The sequence below is a fragment of the Roseibium sp. AWQ4_254 genome, from assembly GCF_056161025.1.
The window spans coordinates 26856-46311 of the sequence record NZ_JBSWYH010000020.1; the positions used below are offsets into that span (position 1 = coordinate 26856).

At 60.9% G+C, this 19456-nt stretch carries 15 protein-coding genes; 11 read left to right on the top strand and 4 right to left on the bottom strand.

Annotated features, from left to right (window positions below; translation table 11 throughout):
- Positions 1 to 10 precede the first annotated feature (10 nt).
- The 11 genes from ACXAIC_RS15960 to ACXAIC_RS16010 all read left to right on the top strand — a co-directional run bounded on the left by ACXAIC_RS15960 (position 11) and on the right by ACXAIC_RS16010 (position 12664).
- Entirely contained in the window at positions 11 to 1630 is a 1620-nt protein-coding gene (locus ACXAIC_RS15960; protein WP_475181716.1) for a GMC family oxidoreductase, read from the top strand.
- A gap of 4 nt (positions 1631 to 1634) precedes the next feature.
- Entirely contained in the window at positions 1635 to 2399 is a 765-nt protein-coding gene (modA, locus tag ACXAIC_RS15965) for a molybdate ABC transporter substrate-binding protein (protein WP_475181719.1), read from the top strand.
- A gap of 48 nt (positions 2400 to 2447) precedes the next feature.
- Positions 2448 to 3155 carry a molybdate ABC transporter permease subunit gene (gene modB, locus ACXAIC_RS15970; protein ID WP_475181722.1) on the top strand — a complete coding sequence of 236 codons (708 nt, stop codon included), beginning with the start codon at positions 2448 to 2450 and terminating at the stop codon, positions 3153 to 3155.
- On the top strand, positions 3148 to 4233 hold the full coding sequence (gene modC, locus ACXAIC_RS15975; RefSeq protein ID WP_475181725.1) for a molybdenum ABC transporter ATP-binding protein: 1086 nt from the start codon (positions 3148 to 3150) through the stop codon (positions 4231 to 4233). Before modB ends, modC begins: the two co-directional genes overlap by 8 nt.
- 71 nt (positions 4234 to 4304) lie before the next feature.
- Positions 4305 to 6101: a sensor histidine kinase gene (locus tag ACXAIC_RS15980; RefSeq protein ID WP_475181729.1), complete on the top strand. Its 1797-nt coding sequence runs from the start codon at positions 4305 to 4307 to the stop codon at positions 6099 to 6101.
- 4 nt (positions 6102 to 6105) lie between these two features.
- Positions 6106 to 7440, top strand: coding sequence for a sigma-54-dependent transcriptional regulator (locus ACXAIC_RS15985; protein ID WP_475181734.1), 1335 nt, complete (start codon positions 6106 to 6108; stop codon positions 7438 to 7440).
- 181 nt (positions 7441 to 7621) lie between these two features.
- Positions 7622 to 8053: a carboxymuconolactone decarboxylase family protein gene (locus tag ACXAIC_RS15990; protein WP_475181738.1), complete on the top strand. Its 432-nt coding sequence runs from the start codon at positions 7622 to 7624 to the stop codon at positions 8051 to 8053.
- 15 nt (positions 8054 to 8068) lie between these two features.
- Positions 8069 to 8983 carry an RNA polymerase sigma factor SigJ gene (sigJ, locus tag ACXAIC_RS15995; protein WP_475181741.1) on the top strand — a complete coding sequence of 305 codons (915 nt, stop codon included), beginning with the start codon at positions 8069 to 8071 and terminating at the stop codon, positions 8981 to 8983.
- A 255-nt stretch (positions 8984 to 9238) separates the two neighbouring features.
- Positions 9239 to 10246: a DctP family TRAP transporter solute-binding subunit gene (locus tag ACXAIC_RS16000; RefSeq protein WP_475181744.1), complete on the top strand. Its 1008-nt coding sequence runs from the start codon at positions 9239 to 9241 to the stop codon at positions 10244 to 10246.
- A 107-nt stretch (positions 10247 to 10353) separates the two neighbouring features.
- On the top strand, positions 10354 to 11061 hold the full coding sequence (locus tag ACXAIC_RS16005) for a TRAP transporter small permease (protein WP_475181748.1): 708 nt from the start codon (positions 10354 to 10356) through the stop codon (positions 11059 to 11061).
- 4 nt (positions 11062 to 11065) lie between these two features.
- Positions 11066 to 12664, top strand: a complete 1599-nt coding sequence (locus ACXAIC_RS16010) for a TRAP transporter large permease (RefSeq protein WP_475181751.1) — start codon at positions 11066 to 11068, stop codon at positions 12662 to 12664.
- A gap of 164 nt (positions 12665 to 12828) precedes the next feature.
- Here ACXAIC_RS16010 and ACXAIC_RS16015 read toward each other — a convergent pair whose 3' ends face one another.
- The 4 genes from ACXAIC_RS16015 to ACXAIC_RS16030 form a co-directional block, all read right to left on the bottom strand.
- The gene (locus ACXAIC_RS16015; RefSeq protein WP_475181752.1) at positions 12829 to 13110 is read right to left on the bottom strand and encodes an SCP2 sterol-binding domain-containing protein; all 282 of its coding nucleotides are present in this window, start codon (positions 13108 to 13110) and stop codon (positions 12829 to 12831) included.
- A gap of 212 nt (positions 13111 to 13322) precedes the next feature.
- Positions 13323 to 15122 carry an IlvD/Edd family dehydratase gene (locus ACXAIC_RS16020; protein ID WP_475181756.1) on the bottom strand — a complete coding sequence of 600 codons (1800 nt, stop codon included), beginning with the start codon at positions 15120 to 15122 and terminating at the stop codon, positions 13323 to 13325.
- 112 nt (positions 15123 to 15234) lie between these two features.
- Complete coding sequence (locus ACXAIC_RS16025) at positions 15235 to 16524, bottom strand: HAD family hydrolase (protein ID WP_475181762.1); 1290 nt, start codon at positions 16522 to 16524, stop codon at positions 15235 to 15237.
- 1206 nt (positions 16525 to 17730) lie between these two features.
- Positions 17731 to 19452: an ABC transporter ATP-binding protein gene (locus ACXAIC_RS16030; protein ID WP_475181767.1), complete on the bottom strand. Its 1722-nt coding sequence runs from the start codon at positions 19450 to 19452 to the stop codon at positions 17731 to 17733.
- Positions 19453 to 19456: the final 4 nt, after the last annotated feature.

The following is a 19456-nucleotide window of genomic DNA, read 5'->3' on the forward strand; positions in this document are numbered from 1 at the left end:
AGGAGGAACTATGCGCGACCTTGGTTCTTGGGACTATGTGATTGTCGGCGCCGGAACGGCGGGTTGCGTTCTGGCCAACCGGTTGTCGGAAGATCCGTCTGTCAAAGTTCTGCTTCTGGAAGCAGGCAAGCGGGACAATTACATCTGGGTGCATATTCCGGTCGGCTATCTCTATTGCATCGGCAATCCACGTGTGGACTGGGGCTTCAAGACGGCGCCCGATCCCGGTCTCAACGGCCGCTCGCTTCTCTATCCGCGCGGCAAGGTTCTGGGCGGTTGTTCGTCTATCAATGGCATGATCTATATGCGCGGCCAGGCCTGGGACTACAATCACTGGCGCCAGCTGGGACTGACCGGATGGGGCTGGGACGATGTTCTTCCCTATTTCCGCAAGTCCGAAGACCATTATGCCTGGGACAACGACATGCACGGGCAGGGTGGCAACCTGCGCGTGGAAGAACAGCGCATGTCCTGGGAAATCCTGGATGCCTTCCGGGACGCCTGCGAACAGACCGGCATTCCCAAGACCCAGGATTTCAATGACGGCGACAATTTCGGCTCCGCCTATTTTCAGGTGACCCAGAAATCGGGCTGGAGATGGAACGGGGCCCGGGCCTTCCTGCGCCCGGCCCGCAACCGGCCGAACCTTCAGGTGGTGACCGAAGCCCATGTGGACCGGATCACCTATGAAACCGGCAAGGCCACCGGCCTGGATCTGGAGGTTGCCGGTCAGCCTGCCAAGGTAACGGTGGCCGGGGAATTGCTGCTGGCCGCCGGGGCCATCGGCTCGCCACAATTGCTGGAACTGTCAGGCATCGGCAATCCGGATGTTCTGCGCAAGGCCGGGGTCGAGCCTCGCCACGCCCTGCCGAATGTGGGCGAAAATCTTCAGGATCACCTGCAGCTCCGGCCGATTTTCAAGGTGAAGAATGTACTCACCCTGAACGAGCTGGCCAGCAGCTGGTACGGCAAGGCCAAGATCGGGCTGGAATATCTGCTCAAGCGCTCCGGCCCGATGGCCATGGCCCCGAGTCAGCTGGGAGCCTTTGCCCGCACAGACCCGTCCTTTGAGACGGCGAATGTGGAATTCCATGTCCAGCCCCTGTCCCTGTCGAAATTCGGCGAGCCGCTGGATCCCTTCCCGGCGATGACCGCCAGCGTCTGCAATCTGCGCCCGGAAAGCCGGGGGCATGTCCATATCGCCGCTCCGCACAAGACACAGCAGCCGGAGATCTGCCCCAATTATCTGTCAGCGGAGGCGGACCGTCGGGTTGCCGCCGATTCCATCCGCCTGGCCCGCAAGATCATGTCCGCCCCGGCGATGCAGCCCTACGAGCCGCAGGAGCATCTTCCCGGACCGGATCTGATCAGCGAAGAAGACCTGAGCCGGGCTGCGGGCGAGATCGGCACCACGATCTTCCATCCGGTGAGCACCTGCCGCATGGGCGTGGACGAGGGGTCGGTGGTGGATGAGCGGCTAAAACTGCGCGGGTTCGACAATATCCGGGTGATCGACGCCTCGGTGATGCCGAAAATCACCTCCGGCAACACCAATGCGCCAACGGTGATGATTGCGGAAAAAGGCTCCGACATGATCAAGGCAGACCGCAGAAGCGCCGGTGCGGCCTAAACCCATGCGCTGTTTCGCCCGTCTTGGACTAACCTGCTTTCTTCTGCTGTCCTGGCTGCTGCCCGTCTCGGCTGAACAGCTAACCGTGTTTGCTGCCGCCAGCCTGCGGGAGGCGGCGGAGCAGATCGGGACCGCCTTTGAAGCCCAGACCGGCACAAAGGTTGTTTTTTCCTTTGCCGGAACCGGCACGCTGGCCCGGCAGGTGGCCGCAGGCGCACCCGCTGACGTGTTTTTGTCAGCAGATGCCGACTGGATGGACTATGTGGCCGCAGAAGATGCGGTGGTAAAGTCCTCCATCGAGGAGGTTGCCTCCAACGCCATTGTGCTGGTCGGGCCGGAAGGCGCCGCGCCGCTCCGCCTCTCACCTGACAGCCTGTCCCAAAGGCTCGGCGGAGAGCGGCTGGCAATTGCCGATCCGGAGACGGTTCCCGCCGGGCGCTATGGCAAGGCCTCTCTCAAAACCCTCGGCCTGTGGCAGAGCGTGTCGGGACAGCTGGCGCCGATGGAAAATGTCAGGGTCGCCCTTGCCGCCGTTGCCAGGGGCGAAACCCCCCTTGGCCTTGTCTACCGAACGGACGCGGCCATCGATCCCAAGGTGAGCGAAGTCGTGGAACTGCCGCAGGACAGCCATCCCAGGATCCGCTATCTGGCGGCGCGGACCACAATATCCACAGCGCCCGGGGCCACCGTGTTTCTGTCCTTTGTCACCGGCCCGGAGGCACAAGAGATCTTGCGCTCCCTGGGCTTTGTGACAGATAAGATCAAGTAGGCTGCCCTGCCGGGGCAGTCCTGTGATCTTAAAACCCCGGGCCTGCGCGTGGAATTTATCAAGCTTCAACCCGCCGAATGGCAGGCTCTGCTTCTGACATTGAAAGTCGCCGCCGTTGCGCTGGCCGTTGCGCTGCCCGCCGCCATCTGTGTTGCCTATCTTCTGGCCCGCAGCCGTTTTCCCGGCCATGGGCTGGTCAATGCTCTGGTGCATATGCCCCTCGTCCTGCCGCCGGTTGTCACCGGCTATCTTTTGCTGCTGGCCTTTGGCCGCAAGGGCCCGGTGGGTGCTTTTCTTGATGAGGTGTTTGGCCTCCGCTTTGCCTTCACCTGGACCGGTGCAGCCCTGGCGGCAGGAGTTATGGCGTTTCCACTGATTGTCCGCCCGATCCGCCTCTCCTTTGAAGCAGTCGATCCGAAACTGGAAGATGCTGCGAAATCCCTGGGCGCGCACCGGATCATCAGCTTTGTGACCGTCACCCTGCCGCTGGCACTGCCCGGCATTCTGGGCGGCGCCATCCTGGGCTTTGCCAAGGCGATGGGCGAGTTTGGCGCCACCATCACCTTTGTCTCCAACATTCCCGGCGAAACCCGCACACTGGCGCTGGCGCTTTACACCGCCACCCAGACCCCAAGCGGCGATCTGGCCGCCTTCCGACTGACTTTGATTGCGGCCTTTGTGGCCTTTACCGCCCTGATCGCCTCCGAATTTCTGGCCTACCGCCTGAAGGCCAGGCTAGGAGGCGCCCGTGCTTGAGGTTGATATTGCCGGAGACATCGGCACCTTTGCCTTTGAGGCCCGGTTTGAAAGTCCGGGCGGGGTGACGTCCCTGTTCGGCCAGTCCGGCGCGGGCAAAACCACGTTGACCAATATGATTGCGGGGCTCGTCCGGCCGAAACGCGGGCGCATTGTGCTCAATGGCCGGGTCCTGTTCGACGCGGACAAGCGCATCAATCTGCCGGTTCAGACCCGGCGGATCGGCCATGTCTTTCAGGAGGCCCGCCTCTTTCCCCATATGAGCGTCAAGTCCAACCTCACCTATGCCCGCTGGGCGGGGGGACGGAAGGGCAAGCGGGAGCTTGGCGAAGTGACCGGGCTCTTGGGGCTGGAGCCGCTTCTGGCCCGCAAACCGGAGACCCTGTCAGGCGGGGAAAAGCAGCGGGTGGCCATCGGCCGAGCGCTGCTTTCCGATCCGCAGCTGTTGATCATGGACGAGCCGCTGGCAAATCTGGATCAGGCCCGGCGCAACGGCATTCTGCCCTATCTCGACCGGCTGTGTGTGGAAGCGGATCTGCCAATTCTCTACGTCAGCCATTCGATCGAGGAAGTCGCGCGCCTGTCCAGCACGCTTGTGATCCTGTCGGACGGCACAACGCCGGCCTATGGCCCGGTGGCCGACATGCTGACCCGGACCGATCTCGGCCGCGCCACCGGCCGCCACGAGGCGGGCGCGCTGGTGCACGGCACGGTGGACCGGGTCGACAGCACCTGGGGCCTGACCTTTGTCGATATTGGCGGAGCCATCCTGCAGATCCCGGACCTTCCCGCCGAGGCAGGCGATACAGTGCGCCTGCGCATCCGGGCCCGGGACGTGGCGCTGGCGGCCGAACCGCCAACCGGCCTGTCGATCCGCAACGCCTTTCAGGCGAAGATCACCAGCATCTCGGAAGAATCTGGCCCCTACGCAGAAATCCTGTGTGCCCTGCAGGGCCAGACCTTGCGCGCCCGCATCACCCGTGCGTCCGTTGCCGATCTGGAACTGGCCACCGGCAAAGAGGTCACCGTGCTGATCAAGAGTGTGGCCATCGACCGGCGCCAGCGCAGCCTCGTTTGAGAAAGCGCAGAATACCTGCCGTTCCACACAGCGCGCTTTGGGACAACCGCATCCTCCCGTATACTGGTGCGATGACACGCAGACACAGGTCCGGACATTGGCGCACCAACTGGCGCAGGCTCAAGATCGGCATCGGGGCCGGAGTGGTCGTGACCACCCTGGTCATTGTCGTTCTGACCGGCTTGGCCAGCCTCCGGATCACACTTGCAGAGACACGCACCCGGGCAGAGGCCAATCTGGCTGTGCAGACCGCCGTGCTGGAACGTCTTCTGGACAAGTTCCGCCTGCTGTCGCCGCTTCTGGCCCGGGGTGCGGATATTCAGGATTTTTTCTTTGGCGAGCAGCATGCGATGCAGCCGGGCATTGCCGCCATTGCCGCCGGCATGTCCGGTGCAGAGGAAATCTGGCTGATGGATGCTGAAGGCCAAGTGATAGTCTCCAGCCAGCACAAGGTCCCGGCCCATGCCCTTGGCGACGCGCAGATGATCCCCGGCGCCTTTACCCAGGTCCAGCAAGGCCAGCTTGGGCGGGAGTTGATCCCCGGGACGCCGGCGACGCCATCGTCTTATGTCTTTGCCTCGCCACTGCGCCAAAATGGCCGGTTTCTGGGGGCGGTTGCGGTCCGTGTGAGCCTTGAAAAGGTGGAACAGGCCTGGGCGCTCAGCAAGGACCCTATCCTGGCCCTGAACAGGGCCGGACAGGTGGTCGTTTCCAACCGGCCGGAGCTGCGCGGCAAGTCCCTTGCCGGGCTGGACGGTACGTGGCGTATTGTCGATCTGGCCCTGCCGGGGCGGTTGAAGCTTCTGTTGCCGGGGGCCAACGCGGCCAAGCCCCATATGCAGCTTGCCGCCAATGTGCCGGTTCTGGGCTGGAAAGTCGTGACCCTGGTGGAAATCGGCGAGGCGCGTCAGCAATCGGGCTGGGCCATGCTGATCGCCCTTCTGGTCTGCGTCATCGCAGCCGGTGGCCTGGGGCTTGTTGTGGCCCGCCGCCAGGAATTCCTGCGCACCGAGCGCCGCAACAGGGCTGCAGCCCTCAGGCTGGAACGGCGGGTGCAAAGCCGAACAGCAGAACTTCGCCGCGCAAACACCCATCTGGAACGGGAGGTGCGGGAGCGGCAGCAGGCCGAAGCCAATCTGCGCCAGACCCAGGCGGAACTGGTCCAGGCCGCGAAGCTCGCCACCCTTGGGCGCATGTCCGCAGCGCTTAGCCATGAATACAATCAGCCGCTTGCCGCCATCGGCACCGATGCGGAAATCGCCGGGATGCTGATCGACCGGGGCCGGTCCGAGGAGGCCCGGGAGAATCTGACCCGGATCGGCAGCATGGTGAAGCGCATGGGCGCAATCGCCAAGACCCTGAAGGGCTTCACCCGCAAGTCGGGCACCGATATCAAGCCCGTGTCCCTGCGCCAGGTGATTGACGAGGCCCTGCTGCTGCTGCAGCCCCAGATCAAACAGAGCGGCTTTGTGCTCTCCGTGGATCTGCCGCAGGAGGATATCATTGTCGAAGGCGGGCATATCCGCCTGGAGCAGGTGGTGATCAACCTTCTGTCCAACGCTTTTGATGCGGTCCAGTCCTGCCCCGCACCACTGATCACCCTATCGCTTGCGCGGGAAGGGGACGAGGCGGTGCTGCATGTGGCCGACAATGGGCCCGGCATTGATGAAGACGTACTGCCGCAGATCTTTGACCCGTTTTTCACCACCAAGGATGTCGGCGCCGGGCTCGGACTGGGCTTGTCCATCGCCTATAAAATCGTCCATGACTTTTCCGGATCGCTGAAAGCAGCGAATCGCGACGGCGGCGGGGCGGTTTTCACCATGCGCCTGCCGGCCGCCGATACCAGGGTCATGGCTGCGGAATAAGGTGATGGATCAGGCAACGGTTTTGCTGGTGGACGATGAAGACGCGCTCCGGGGCTCGCTCAGCCAGGGGCTTGAGCTGACCGGCCAGAACGTCTTTGCCACCGGCCGTCCGGAAGCCGCCCTGGAGCGCATCACCCGGGAGTTTTACGGTATTCTGGTCACCGACATCCGCATGCCGGGCACGGATGGATTTGCTGTGATGCGCCGGGCCTTTGAAATCGATCCGGCCCTGCCGGTGGTGCTGATCACCGGCCATGGCGATGTGCCGCTCGCGGTCGAAGCCATGCGGGCCGGGGCCTATGACTTTCTGGAAAAACCGTTTTCCGTCGCCCATCTGGCCTCCGTTGTGGAGCGGGCGCTCGACAAGCGGCGTCTGGTGCTGGAAAACCGCAAGCTGCGGGAAGAACTGGCCGACAGGACCGGGCTGGAAAGCCGTCTGGTCGGCCGCACCCCGGCCATGGACCTGTTGCGCAAGAATGTAACGGCCCTGGCCGCGACCGATGCGGATATCCTGATCCTGGGCGAGACCGGATCGGGCAAGGAGGTCGTCGCCCGGGCGCTGCATGATGAAGGCCCGCGCAAGGACCGGCCCTTTGTGGCCCTCAATTGTGGGGCCCTTCCGGCGGAAATCATCGAATCGGAACTGTTCGGCCACGAGAAAGGCGCCTTCACCGGGGCCAGCGGCCAGCGGATCGGCAAGCTGGAACACGCCCATGGCGGCACGGTCTTTCTCGATGAGATCGAATCCATGCCGCTGGAATTGCAGGTCAAGCTGTTGCGGGTGATCGAGACCCGCACCATTGAGCGGCTCGGCTCCAACCGGACCATTGACCTGGATGTGCGCTTCATAGCGGCCACCAAGGAGGATCTGGAAGCCGCCGGCAAGGACGGGCGCTTCCGTCTCGACCTGTTCTACCGGCTGAATGTGGTCCATGTGTCCATCCCCCCCTTGCGCGACCGGCTGGAGGATATCCCCCTGCTGTTCCGGCATCTGGCTGTGGAGGCACGGGCCCGCTACCGGCGGGAAATCCCCGATATCGGCGACGCCTATCTGTCCGGGCTGATGGCCCGGGACTGGCCGGGCAATGTGCGCGAGTTGCGCAATGTGGCCGACCGGTTCGTGCTGGGTCTGGAACAGCAGCCAGACCCGGCAGCCGGCCCGGGCAACAGCCTGTTCGATCAGGTGGCCGGGTTTGAAAAAGCTCTGATTGCCACTGAACTCCAGCGCAATGACGGCGCCATCAAACCCACCTATGAGCGTCTCGGCCTTTCTCGCAAAGCCCTTTATGAGAAAATGCGCAAATACGGCCTCGGCCGGGAGGACACCGCTCTTGGGTGAGGCCTTTGTCTGGCCTTGAGACGAAAGGCACTTTCGTCTGCAAAAGCAAACACATCCCGGTCCAGCATTGGAATTGTTGCAACGCATCTTCGAAGCAGAAAAGTCCTGGCGCCTGTCACAAACTGCAGCGCTCACTCGTCAAGGAAGTGTCACCTCCCCGAATTTCTTACGGAAGACACCCATGAAACACCAAGATGCCATCCACCATCAGGACTTCGCTCCTTCGATCTTAAAGAGATTTCTGGCTGCCAGCGGCGAGATCGGTAAGTCACCTCTGTCACCCGGATTGCGCCATTTGTTGGATCTGCGGGTCTCGCAGATCAATCAATGTGCGTATTGCGTCATGATGCACACAAGCGAAGCCTTGCAAGACGGCGAGCGCCAGGAGCGCTTGCAGCGGCTGACGGTCTGGCGCTACGTGGACGATTTCACCGACGCGGAAAAAGCAGCTCTTGCCTGGGCCGAAGCCTTGACGGAACTTGACCCGAAAATGGACTATGCGCCTCTACGGAAGACCTTGCGTGCTCATTTTGATGAGGCCAGCATCAGTGCAATGACAGCGGCCGTGGCTATGATCAATCTGTGGAACCGGATGCAGATCTCCAATCACTGAGACCATAGAGACGAGATGACAGACCCGTCCGACAGTGTTGTCTTTGAAAGGGCACGCCCGCGATTGCTCGGGCTTGCCTATCGCATGCTGGGCTCTATGGCCGATGCGGAGGATGCGGTGCAGGACACGTTTTTGCGCTGGCGGAATATTGACAAATCCACCGTTGTCAACGGGAGTGCGCTTCTGACGTCCATTTGCACCAACAGATGCCTGGACGATTTGAAGGCGGCCCGCAGGAAACGGCTCGACTATGTGGGCCCGTGGATCCCCGAACCGCTTCAGGTGGAAGCGGCCTCAGACCCGGAGGCGGATCTGGACCGGGCCCAGTCTCTCACCACCGCCTTTCTTCTTCTGCTGGACCGGCTGAGCCCCAAGGAACGGGCGGCCTATCTGTTGCGGGACGTGTTCGGCCAGTCCTATGCTGAGGTGGCTGCCGCCCTCGGCCTGTCAGACGCCGCTTGCCGCCAGCTGGTCTCCCGCGCCTCCAAACATCTCAAAGGCACCGCCACCAGCCACATGCCCAGCCCGGACCATCAGCAGCGCATGCTGTCGGCTTTTCTCGCAGCGTTGGAAAGCGGTTCGGTGGAGGTCCTGTCCGGGTTGCTGGCCGAAACGGTGCAGTTCCAATCCGATGGTGGCGGCAAGGCCACGGCATTGCGCCGGATTCTGGAAGGCCGGGACAAGGTTGCAAAATACCTGGCACGCATCCTGGGGCGGCTCCTGTCCGGCGCCCGCCTGGAACCTCTCGGGATTAACGGGCTCCACGGGATTGTGGTCTTTCAGGACGCCGGCCTCGCAACGGCCCTGACCCTCGGATATGCACCCGACGGCACGATTGCCCGGGTCTTTGTCATCCGCAATCCGGACAAGCTGCACCGGCTTGCCATACCGCTCCGCCATGACCTGAAAAGCGGGGGTCTTCAGCAATAGCCGCGCAGGCGCCCCGATGTGTCGGTTTCGACACATCGGTCAGCGTCCATGTGTCGGACTCCACCCATTCTCAGGAATGGTTTCTAAGAAAAGCCCCGGATACGCAGACACCCAAGGCCGGATTAAGCTTGGGTTTGCGGCCTTTGAGGCTGTTGGCGGAGATTTGGCACAGGTTTTGCCAAAACAGGTTCGACCAGCTCAAAAGCTGTCCGGCCCGAACGGCCGTCATACTGATATGTCTGGGAGGACATCCTAATGAAAAAGTTTGTTATCGCCGCTGCGGCTGCAGCGTCCTTCGCCATGTCGTCGTCCGCCTTTGCGGCCGATGAGTGCTCCGACGGCGAAGTCATCATCAAGTTCAGCCATGTCGTGGCTGCGCAAGGTCACCCGAAAGGCGAAATGGCAACCGCGCTTGCCAAACGCATCAACGCAGAGATGGACGGCAAGGCCTGCATGCAGGTATTCCCATCGTCTCAGCTTTTTGACGACAACAAAGTGATGGAAGCCCTGCTTCTGGGCGATGTCCAGCTGGCGGCCCCGTCCCTGTCGAAATTCGAGTCCTACACGCTGAAATACCGCCTGTTCGACCTGCCGTTCCTGTTCTCCAACATGGATGCGGTGACCACCTTCACCAAGGGCGAAAAGGGTCAGGAACTTCTGGGCGCCATGTCCGACTATGGATTTGTCGGTCTCGGCTACGTGTTCAACGGCCTGAAGCAGTTCTCTGCCAACAAACCACTTCTGGTGCCCTCCGATGCCAAGGGTCTGAAGTTCCGGGTTCAGACATCGGACGTTGCCGTGGCCATGATCGAAGCCATGGGCGCCAATGCCCAGAAACTGGCCTTCAAGGAAGTCTATGGCGCACTTCAGACCGGTGTTGTGGACGGTCAGGAAAACACCTGGTCCAACATCTACACCAAAAAGTTCTTCGAAGTGCAGGACGGCACCACGGAAACCAACCACCAGCTGCTGACTTACCTGGCCGTGACCTCCCAGGAATGGCTGGACAGCCTGGATGCGGATGTGCGGGACCAGTTCCTGACGATCTTCGGCGAGGTTTCCGACGAGTACAACGCCCGCTCCACCGAGATCAACGAAGCCAACAAGCAGAAGATCATCGAAAATGGCGGTGTTGTCCGTCAGCTGACGCCTGAGCAGCGTGACGAGTGGGTCAAGACCATGAAACCGGTCTGGGACAAGTTCCGCGACGATATCGGTCAGGATGTCATCGACGCGGCGGTGGCCTCCAACCAGGGCAGCTAAGCCCCGGGTATCCCAAGCCTTGCGTAAATTGGAAGAAGGCCCGGACGGCCTTCTTCCTTCAATCATACACAAGCTCGTTCAAGAGCGATTCATATTGGGGGGGACCCATGGGTTCGGAGTTCCTGGCCTATTACTGGCCACTCTTGCTCACCGCCGCTTTCTTCTGTCTTTATGTCGCCGTTGATCAGGTTTCACCGAGAACAATCGCGTCTCTGGACGAGAATATCATCGCAATCCTGCTGGCGCTGATGACACTCGTCACCTTCAGCCAGGTGATTGCCCGCTACATGTTCAATTCCGGCTGGGGCGGTGCGCTAGAATTCACCCGCGTGCTGTTTGCCTGGCTGATCCTGTTTGGCATGAGCTACGGCATCAAGATCGGCACCCATCTAGGCGTCGATGCTGTGATCAACCTCCTGCCGAAACCGCTCTTCAGGGCCGCGGCTCTTGCCGGGGCTGCGCTGACCGTTCTTTATGCGGTGCTGATGTTCGACGCGGGCTGGTTCGGCGCCCTTCTGGGCCTGGACAACAAGGGCGCAACCGGTGGCGCCTATGCCTATTTCGCCAAATTCTACAAAGTGCCAATTGGCATGGAAGACCTGAAATGGCCAGCCTTCATGTCCGAAGGGCTTGGCATTCGCGAACGGGTGCCCCGCTGGATTCCCTATATCATTCTGCCCATCGGTCTTGCTCTTCTGGCCTACCGGGCCGCACAGGCCTTTGTGCTGATCCTTCTCGGGAAAAAAGAGGCCATCATCGCCGCCCACGAGGCGGAGGATCTGGTGGCGGAAAACAAAGACGTGCTGAAGGACTAGGCCGATGGAAACCGCATTTCTGTTTATCTTCGTCTTCGGCTTCCTGTTTCTCGGGGTTCCGATCTCCATTTCCCTCGGCCTGTCCGCAGTCCTCTATATCGCACTGTTCAGCCATGACTCTATGAGTTCGGTGGCAGTCCAGCTGTTCAACGCCTCGCAGAACTTCACCTTGCTTGCGATCCCGTTCTTCATTCTGGCGTCGAGCTTCATGTCGACCGGCGGCGTTGCCCGGCGCATCATCCGCTTCTCCATTGCCACGGTCGGCTCCATCCGGGGCGGTCTGGCGATCGCCGGGGTGTTTGCTTGCATGCTGTTTGCAGCGCTTTCCGGCTCGTCTCCGGCCACGGTGGTGGCCATTGGCACCATCGCCATCGCCGGGATGCGCCAGGCGGGCTACACCAAGGAATTCGCGGCCGGTGTCATCGCCAATGCGGGCACGCTCGGCATCCTGATCCCACCTTCCATCGTGATGGTGGTCTATGCCGCGGCAACCAACGTCTCCGTCGGCCGCATGTTCCTGGCCGGGGTCGTTCCCGGGATCATTGCCGGTCTGATGCTGATGACCGCCATTTATGTCATGGCCCGGGTCAAGAACCTGCCCGCGCAGCCCTGGCCCGGCTTCAGGGAAATCTGGGGCGCCCTTTCGGAAGCCGCTGTCGGCCTCTTCCTGATGGTGATCATCCTGGGCGGCATCTATCTGGGCATCTTCACGCCGACGGAAGCGGCTGCGGTTGCCGCCGTCTATGCCTGCCTGATCGCCCTCTTCGTCTACCGGGACATGGGACCGCTTTCAGGTATCGGCTGGCTGAATGACAGCGACGGTCCGCTGGCCCTGACCGGGTTCAAGACGATCACCTATGCCCTTGTTGCCATGTTCACCTGGTCCGGCATCGCCTCGCTCGTGACCGAGCGGGCCTTTTTCGGGCTGGACAGCGCAGGTGTTCTGATCGCCGCCCTGATCGGCTATCCCATGCTGCGCCATGGCCTCGGCCCGGCGCAGCTGCCTGCGGCCTATAGCGCTGGCGGGGCTGTCTGGGGACGGAACCTTGGCCTGATCGTCTGGAAGTTCTTTCCCGCCATGGTCCACAAGGACACCAAGAAGGTTCTGACCGATTCCGCCAAGACCACCATTATGCTGATGTTCATCATCGTCAACGCCCTGCTTTTTGCGCACACGCTAACGGCGGAACAGATCCCGCAGGTCATCACGGACTGGATGGTAGAAGCCGGCTTCAACTGGTTCACCTTCCTGATTGCCGTCAACATCCTGCTCCTGATCGGCGGACAGTTCATGGAACCTTCCGGGTTGCTGCTGATCGTCGCCCCCGTTGTCTTCCCCATCGGCATCGAACTGGGGGTCGATCCGATCCATCTCGGCATCCTGATGGTGGTGAATATGGAAATCGGCATGATCACGCCGCCCATCGGGCTGAACCTGTTCGTGACCTCCGGCATCACCGGCATGAGCCTGGTGCAGGTGGTCAAGGCGGCCGCACCCTTCGTGCTGGTGCTGCTGGTGTTCCTGGTGCTTGTAACCTATGTGCCGGCGATCTCCACCTTCCTTCCCTACCTGCTGATGGGGCCGGAGATCATCACGCAGTAAGCCTTGCGCAGCTGTTGTTTAGACTTCAAAGCGGCCGGAACATTCCGGCCGCTTTTTCATGTCTTGCCACGCACCTGGCCACAGACCAGGCGTCACACAGGCCTGCCAACAAAAAGCCGGCCCAAAGGACCGGCTGTCTGTTGGCAGGAACCGCAATAGGGCGCTTAAACGATGCTGCCAAGTTTCATGGCAACGCTCATGTCGCCTTCCACCTGCATCTTGCCGCCCATAAACGCTGCAGTCGGGTTCAAGTCGCCGGAGAGAAGCTCGGCCAGATCGTCCGGTGAGATCTTGATGGTGCAGTCAGCGTCCCCATTGTCATTGCTAACTTCAGTGCCTTGCAAAAAAATCACACCCTCACCGCCAAGGTCAAACTTGACGCTTTCTTCAATGCCGCCACCGGCGACTTTCCCGCGGACGCCTTCGGTCAGCTGTTCCAAGGACATGTTCAGTCTCCCATCTGAGTTCGGCTTGTGCCGGTGAGGGGGTTTTGAAGCATGCCGTTTACGTAACCGTCAAGTCCTGTTTTGCCGGATGCAAAAGATCCGCACATCCGGTGCCAGAACTTCGTCCGGACGGACCCCGGCTGATGGCCGGGGCTGCCGTGGAAAAAGGCATGGCGCCACTGCGCGGCAACGCAAGAACGCCTCTGCCAGGATCAGTGGTTGTCGCGCGGCATACCCTTGGTATGGGCGATGTCCTGATATTTGGCCGCCGGTTCCAGCACCATGCCCCGGTCGAACTGGCCGACAATGCCACGCTGGATTTCCTGCCAGGGGGTTTGGCTCTCCGGGACTTTGAACCCGCCTTGTGCCTCCAGATCCCGGCGCCGCTGCGCCAGTTCCTCATCGGAAATAAGAATGTCTGCCGTGCCCTTGTTCAGGTCGATCCGCACCTGGTCGCCAGTCTTGAGCAGTGCCAGACCGCCCATGGCCGCTGCCTCGGGCGCCGCGTTCAAGATCGACGGCGACCCGGAGGTGCCAGATTGGCGGCCGTCGCCGATACAGGGCAGCGAAGTAATCCCGCGTTTGATCAACGCCGCAGGCGGCTGCATGTTGACCACTTCCGCGCCGCCCGGATATCCGATCGGGCCGGTGCCCCGGATGAAAAGCATACAGTATTCGTCGATCTCCAGCGCCGGGTCATCCAGACGGTGGTGATAATCCTCCGGACCTTCAAAGACGATGGCCCGGCCTTCAAAGGCTTCAGGATCGTCCGGATTGGACAGGTAGCGCGTGCGGAATTCCTCCGAGATCACGCTGGTCTTCATGATCGCGCTGTCAAACAGATTGCCCTTCAGATTGATGAACCCGGCCCGCTCCATCATCGGCGCGTCATAGGGTTTGATCACATCGGGCAGGTCCGTGACCACGTCCTTGCAATTGCCACCGATTGTCTGGCCATTTGCGGTGACGGCCTCCGGATGGGGCAGTTTGCCATGGCGTATCAGTTCGGCGACAACCGCCGGAACACCGCCGGCGTGAAAATAGTCTTCGCCGAGATAATCACCCGCCGGCTGCAGATTGACCAGAAGCGGAATGTCGTGGCCGAGAGCCTGCCAGTCGTCATTGGTCAGCTCCACCCCCAAATGGCGGGCAATGCCGTTCAGGTGAATCGGCGCGTTGGTGGAACCGCCGATGGCGGAGTTGACGACGATGGCGTTTTCAAACGCCTCACGGGTCATGATGTCGGACGGTTTCTGGTCCTGATGCACCATCTCCACAATGCGCTTGCCGGTCTCATAGGAGATCCCGCCCCGCTCCCGGTAGGGCGCAGGGATGGCTGCGGCGCCCGGCAGCTGCATGCCAAGGGCCTCGGCCAGCGAATTCATCGTGGTGGCCGTGCCCATGGTGTTGCAATAGCCGACGGAAGGCGCCGCAGACGCCACCAGATCCATGAAACCCTTGTAATCGATCTCCCCGGCGGCCAGCATCTGGCGGGCTTTCCAGACAATGGTGCCCGATCCTGTGCGCTCGCCCTTGTGCCAGCCGTTCAGCATCGGGCCGACGGACAGGGCAATCGCCGGAATGTTGACGGTCGCCGCAGCCATCAGACAGGCCGGAGTGGTCTTGTCGCAACCGATGGTCAGGACGACGCCGTCAATCGGATAGCCATAAAGAAGCTCCACCAGCCCGAGATAGGCAAGGTTGCGGTCCAGCGATGCGGTCGGGCGCTTGCCGGTTTCCTGGATCGGATGAACCGGAAATTCAAAGGCAATGCCGCCCGCTTCGCGGATGCCTTCGCGCACTCGTTTGGCCAGTTCCAGATGATGCCGGTTGCACGGCGACAGATCGGAGCCGGTCTGGGCAATGCCAATGATCGGCTTGCCGGACTGTAACTCTTCCCGGGTGATGCCGAAATTGAGATAGCGCTCGATATAGAGCGCTGTCATGCCGGGATTATCCGGATTGTCAAACCAGGCCTGTGACCGGAGTGCCGGTTTTTTTGTGTCGCTCATGGCGCCTCATCCCTCACGCAGATTTTCTTGTTCACATGGCGAACGATAAACACCAGCGTCAGGAAGCTGTAAAGGCAGGGAATCGCTAAAGCAGTTTCACATTGCGAGAAAATCACGCCCGGGCCGGAAGCCCCCTGATCCCGGTGGCGCCGAGCCGGGCAAACGCCAGCAGAATGGAGAGGCAAAGCGCAAACAGAGCCGGGGCCGCCACCAGCGGCAATGCGAACAAGGCACCGGCAAGACCGGCTGCGGCCCAGAGCCCGCACAGCCCCCCCCGCGCGCGCAGCGCCATCCGGTCCCGCCGCATGGCAAGAGCCTTGAGCGCCGGAAAAGCCCCGATATCATCGGTGTCGCTGACCGCCAGCGGTGTCAGGCTGCCGTTCTGCATATCTTTGCCGGACGCACCACTTGCATAAAGCTCCAAAGCCATCCGGTCACCGGACAGGGTCAGAACGAGGGACCCTTCGCTTTGCGCCAGCCGGGCTGCAGCTTCATGCACCGTTTCCCCAGGCTGCGGGTTCTTGGGCAGGCCAAGACCCAGAAGATCCCCCAGGGCTTCCCGGGTATTGGGGCTGTCATTTGTGAACAGCCATGGGGTCAGGCCTTCTGATTTGAGCGCCATTCCGGCAACGCCCGCATCCTGGCGCAATGTGCCTTCCAGCCCAAGCACCCCCACCACACGTCCGCCAACCGCCACCCGCAGCACGGTTTTGCCGTCTGCTTCCAGGGACCGTGCAATGGCGTCGGCTGTGAAACTGTCGATCTTCAGGCGTTTCAGAAGATCCGGCGTGCCGATTGCCACGGTCTGCCCGCCCAGCAGTGCCACGACACCGAGGCCCGGGGCCGGATCAAACCGATCCGGTGTTTTGACAGATACCTGCCATTGGGCTGCAAGATGGCGCAAAGCGACCGAAACCGGGTGCGTGGACGGGGCTTCGGCAGAGGCGGCAACCGCCAGAAGGGTTTTGGGTTCGTTGTTGAAGGCCATCACGTTGGTCACCGTCAATTCCGGGCCGGACATGACCGCCGTCTTGTCGATCAGGATGTTGCGGGCCCGGCCAATCAGGGAGAGAGCGGATGGATCAAGATCCCGAACCCCTGCGGCCCGGGCCGCCTTGTGAAACACCGTATCGGCAAAGGCATTGATGCCGTCCACCAGCACTGGCCAGGACAAGAGAAGACTGGCCGCGGCCGCGGCCGGCGCTGAAACCGGATCAGCCAGCAACCAGGCCAGACCCACCGTGCCTGCCAGCGTCACCGATCCGGCCGCCTCCACCAGGCCGTCCCGGTCGCCCCGGGGCGGCAGAACGGCAACACCAAGGGTGCGCAATATCATCATGAAAGCCCCGGCAAGCGCCAGTGCATCCGCTCCAGAACCAAATCCACCAACGTGTTTCAGCACGGACGACGCCAGAAACAGAAACATCGAGATACAAACTGTCAACAAGGATAAAAGGCGCCCAATCTGCTCATTCAACGAGAAAGAGAGGCCAAGAAACGCAAAAAGCGCCGAAAACATGCTGAAAAAGAAGGCATTTAACGGCCCGGGCGGGGACAAACTCTGAAAAGGAAGGTGAGCGCCCTGGTCCGCCTCAAGCATGGCCAGGATCAGGAAGCCCGCGGAGAAACATATAGAAATAATCCAAGTCATCGCGTTCAAAGAAGTTTTCGGCATTTGAGACGGCTTTCGTAACGTCAGTCAGTTTGCTGGATCCGGGCGATACAGAGCATTGGGGACGAAAGAACGTGCTCATCGGACGTCCCCAAGCATGTGCAACCGGGGCCGTGTGGGCAATCTACTTAAGGTTACAGAACGAGCATAGAGGACCAGCTCTGGACAAGTTCTGGTCACTTCTGCCAATGATTTGTGCTGGCGTCGGCTTGCTCAGCCAGACAGGGTCTATACTGTATCGTGTGTATTGGGTGACCGAGCCGTTTTTATTTGAAGGCTCCAGGTAGAGTTATACTTTAAACGGGGTATTTTTGCCTGAAACTGTAATGCAGGGAACGCTGTTAAGCTTTCCCTGCATTATTATTTCAAGGGCTTTTAATTTCTATCGGAGCGTTTTTCAGCCAAGGACAATTTCGGAAATCTTTGACAACCAGAGACCGGACGTAAGGTTTTTACTCTCCCTGCTCCGGGCCTGGATCCCAGGGGCAAAAATTGCCGGGTCCGGACTCGCCTGTGGTTATCATACGGCTTCGGTCCGGGAATCGGGGTCTTTCAGGGAGTCAAGGGAGCGACTCGCCCGAGTCCCAAAAAAGACTCTGGATCAAAAGGTTATACCAACCGCACCTGAAAGGTCCCAAACACGGCCTCTGGTGGCTCGTACCGGCCCGCCGGACGGCGTTGCGCCGCTTGAACGGCCAACCAGGCCGTCCTGCGCAACGCGCCTTGCCAGCAAACCGGATCGTGCCATCAGACGAGATCTTGTTAGGTGCGGTTGGTATTACCGTGCCAAGCCCGTTCTGGCAGAAACGATCTGTTCTGGCTGCTGCGCTGATATCCCTGATGTCCGTCAGCCAAAGGCAGAGCCGAAAAAGGCGGCTCTGGTTTCTCACCGGGGCCGCCGTCTTGGCCTTGGCCGCTGAACGCCTGCGCGCCCTGTCACGCCGTTTCCAGATTGGCTCTGGACAGAAGCTCCATGGAAGGCATCAGGTTCAAAAGCTCGCGCGTATAGGCATGCTGCGGGTTTTCAAACAACGCGTCGCACTCGGCGACCTCACACAACTCACCGTGCCGCATCACCCCGATCCGGTTGCACATCTGGCGGATGACAGCCAGATCATGGCTGATGAACAGCATGGTCAGGCCCAGCTCCTCCTGCAGATCCTTCAACAGGTTGAGGATCTGCGCCTGAATGGACACATCCAGTGCAGAGGTCGGTTCGTCACAGATCAGGAAACGCGGCCGGGTGGCCAGCGCCCGGGCAATGGAGATCCGCTGGCGCTGACCGCCGGAAAACTCGTGCGGGAATTTCTTCCCCGCCTCGACGCCCAGCCCGACATGATCCAGAAGATCATCCACAATCTGGCGGACTTCCATGTTGCTGGAGGCCAGTTTGTGGAACTTGATCGGCTCGGCGATGATGTCCTTCACCCGCATGCGCGCATTGAGCGACGAATACGGGTCCTGAAAGATCATCTGCATCTGCCGGCGCATGGCCAGCACTTCCTTGCGGTTCTTCAGGGAGGTCAGTTCGGTCTTCCCGAACAGGATCGAGCCGCCGCTGGGGTGGTAGAGCCCGGTGATCAGGCGCGCGATGGTCGACTTGCCCGACCCGCTTTCGCCCACCACTCCGAAGGTTTCGCCCTGCTGGATGTCGAAACTGACCTTCTTGACTGCCTGGAAATATTTGCGCTGGGACGGGAAAACCGACCCGCGCGTCTCGAACCGCATATCCAGATCCCGGATCTGAACCAGAGGCCCGGACACTTTCTCATAGTCACGGGACTTGCCCAGCCAATGGGTCGAGATATCGATATGCTTTTGCGGGGTGCTGGCCTTTTCAATATAATTGACCACCGGGAATCGCTCGACCTTGATGTCCGGGCGGGGGACGGCCGAAATGAGGCTCTGGGTATAGGGATGTTCCGGAGCCCCCAGCACCTGGCTCGTCACCCCATATTCCACCAGTTCGCCATGATACATAACCGCCACATGGTCGGTGATGTCGGCAATCACACCCATATCATGGGTGATCACCAGCATGGCCACGTTCCGCTCCGCGCAGAGCTTCTTCATCAGCTCCAGAATCTGCGCCTGAATGGACACGTCCAGCGCCGTTGTCGGCTCGTCCGCAATCACCAGCTCCGGCTCGGCACACAGGGCCAGCGCAATTACCACGCGTTGGCGCATGCCGCCGGAAAACTGATGCGGATACTGCTTGATCCGCTCGGCAGGGTCCGGAATGCCGACCGCGTCAATCAATTCCACAGCCCGCTCCCGCGCCTGTTTGGCCGACATCGGCAAATGGGTGCGGATGGTTTCCACCAATTGGGATTCAACCGTCTGAAGCGGATCAAGCGACGTCAGCGGGTCCTGAAAGATCATGCCGATCTTGCGGCCGCGCAGCCGCCGCTTGTCCTTGTCGCGCAGGTTGTCGATGCGCTGGCCGTGGAGATGCACCTCCCCGGCCGCGATGTGGCCCGGCTCCTGCAACAGGCCGATCACCGCGTTGCCAACAGTTGACTTGCCGGCTCCAGATTCCCCGACAACACCGAGGATCTTGCCGGCTTTCACGGACAGATTGACCCCATCCACCGCAACAAACACGGATTTGCGTCCGGGAAATTCGACGGTCAGGTTCTTGATATCGAGAACGTTCATCGGG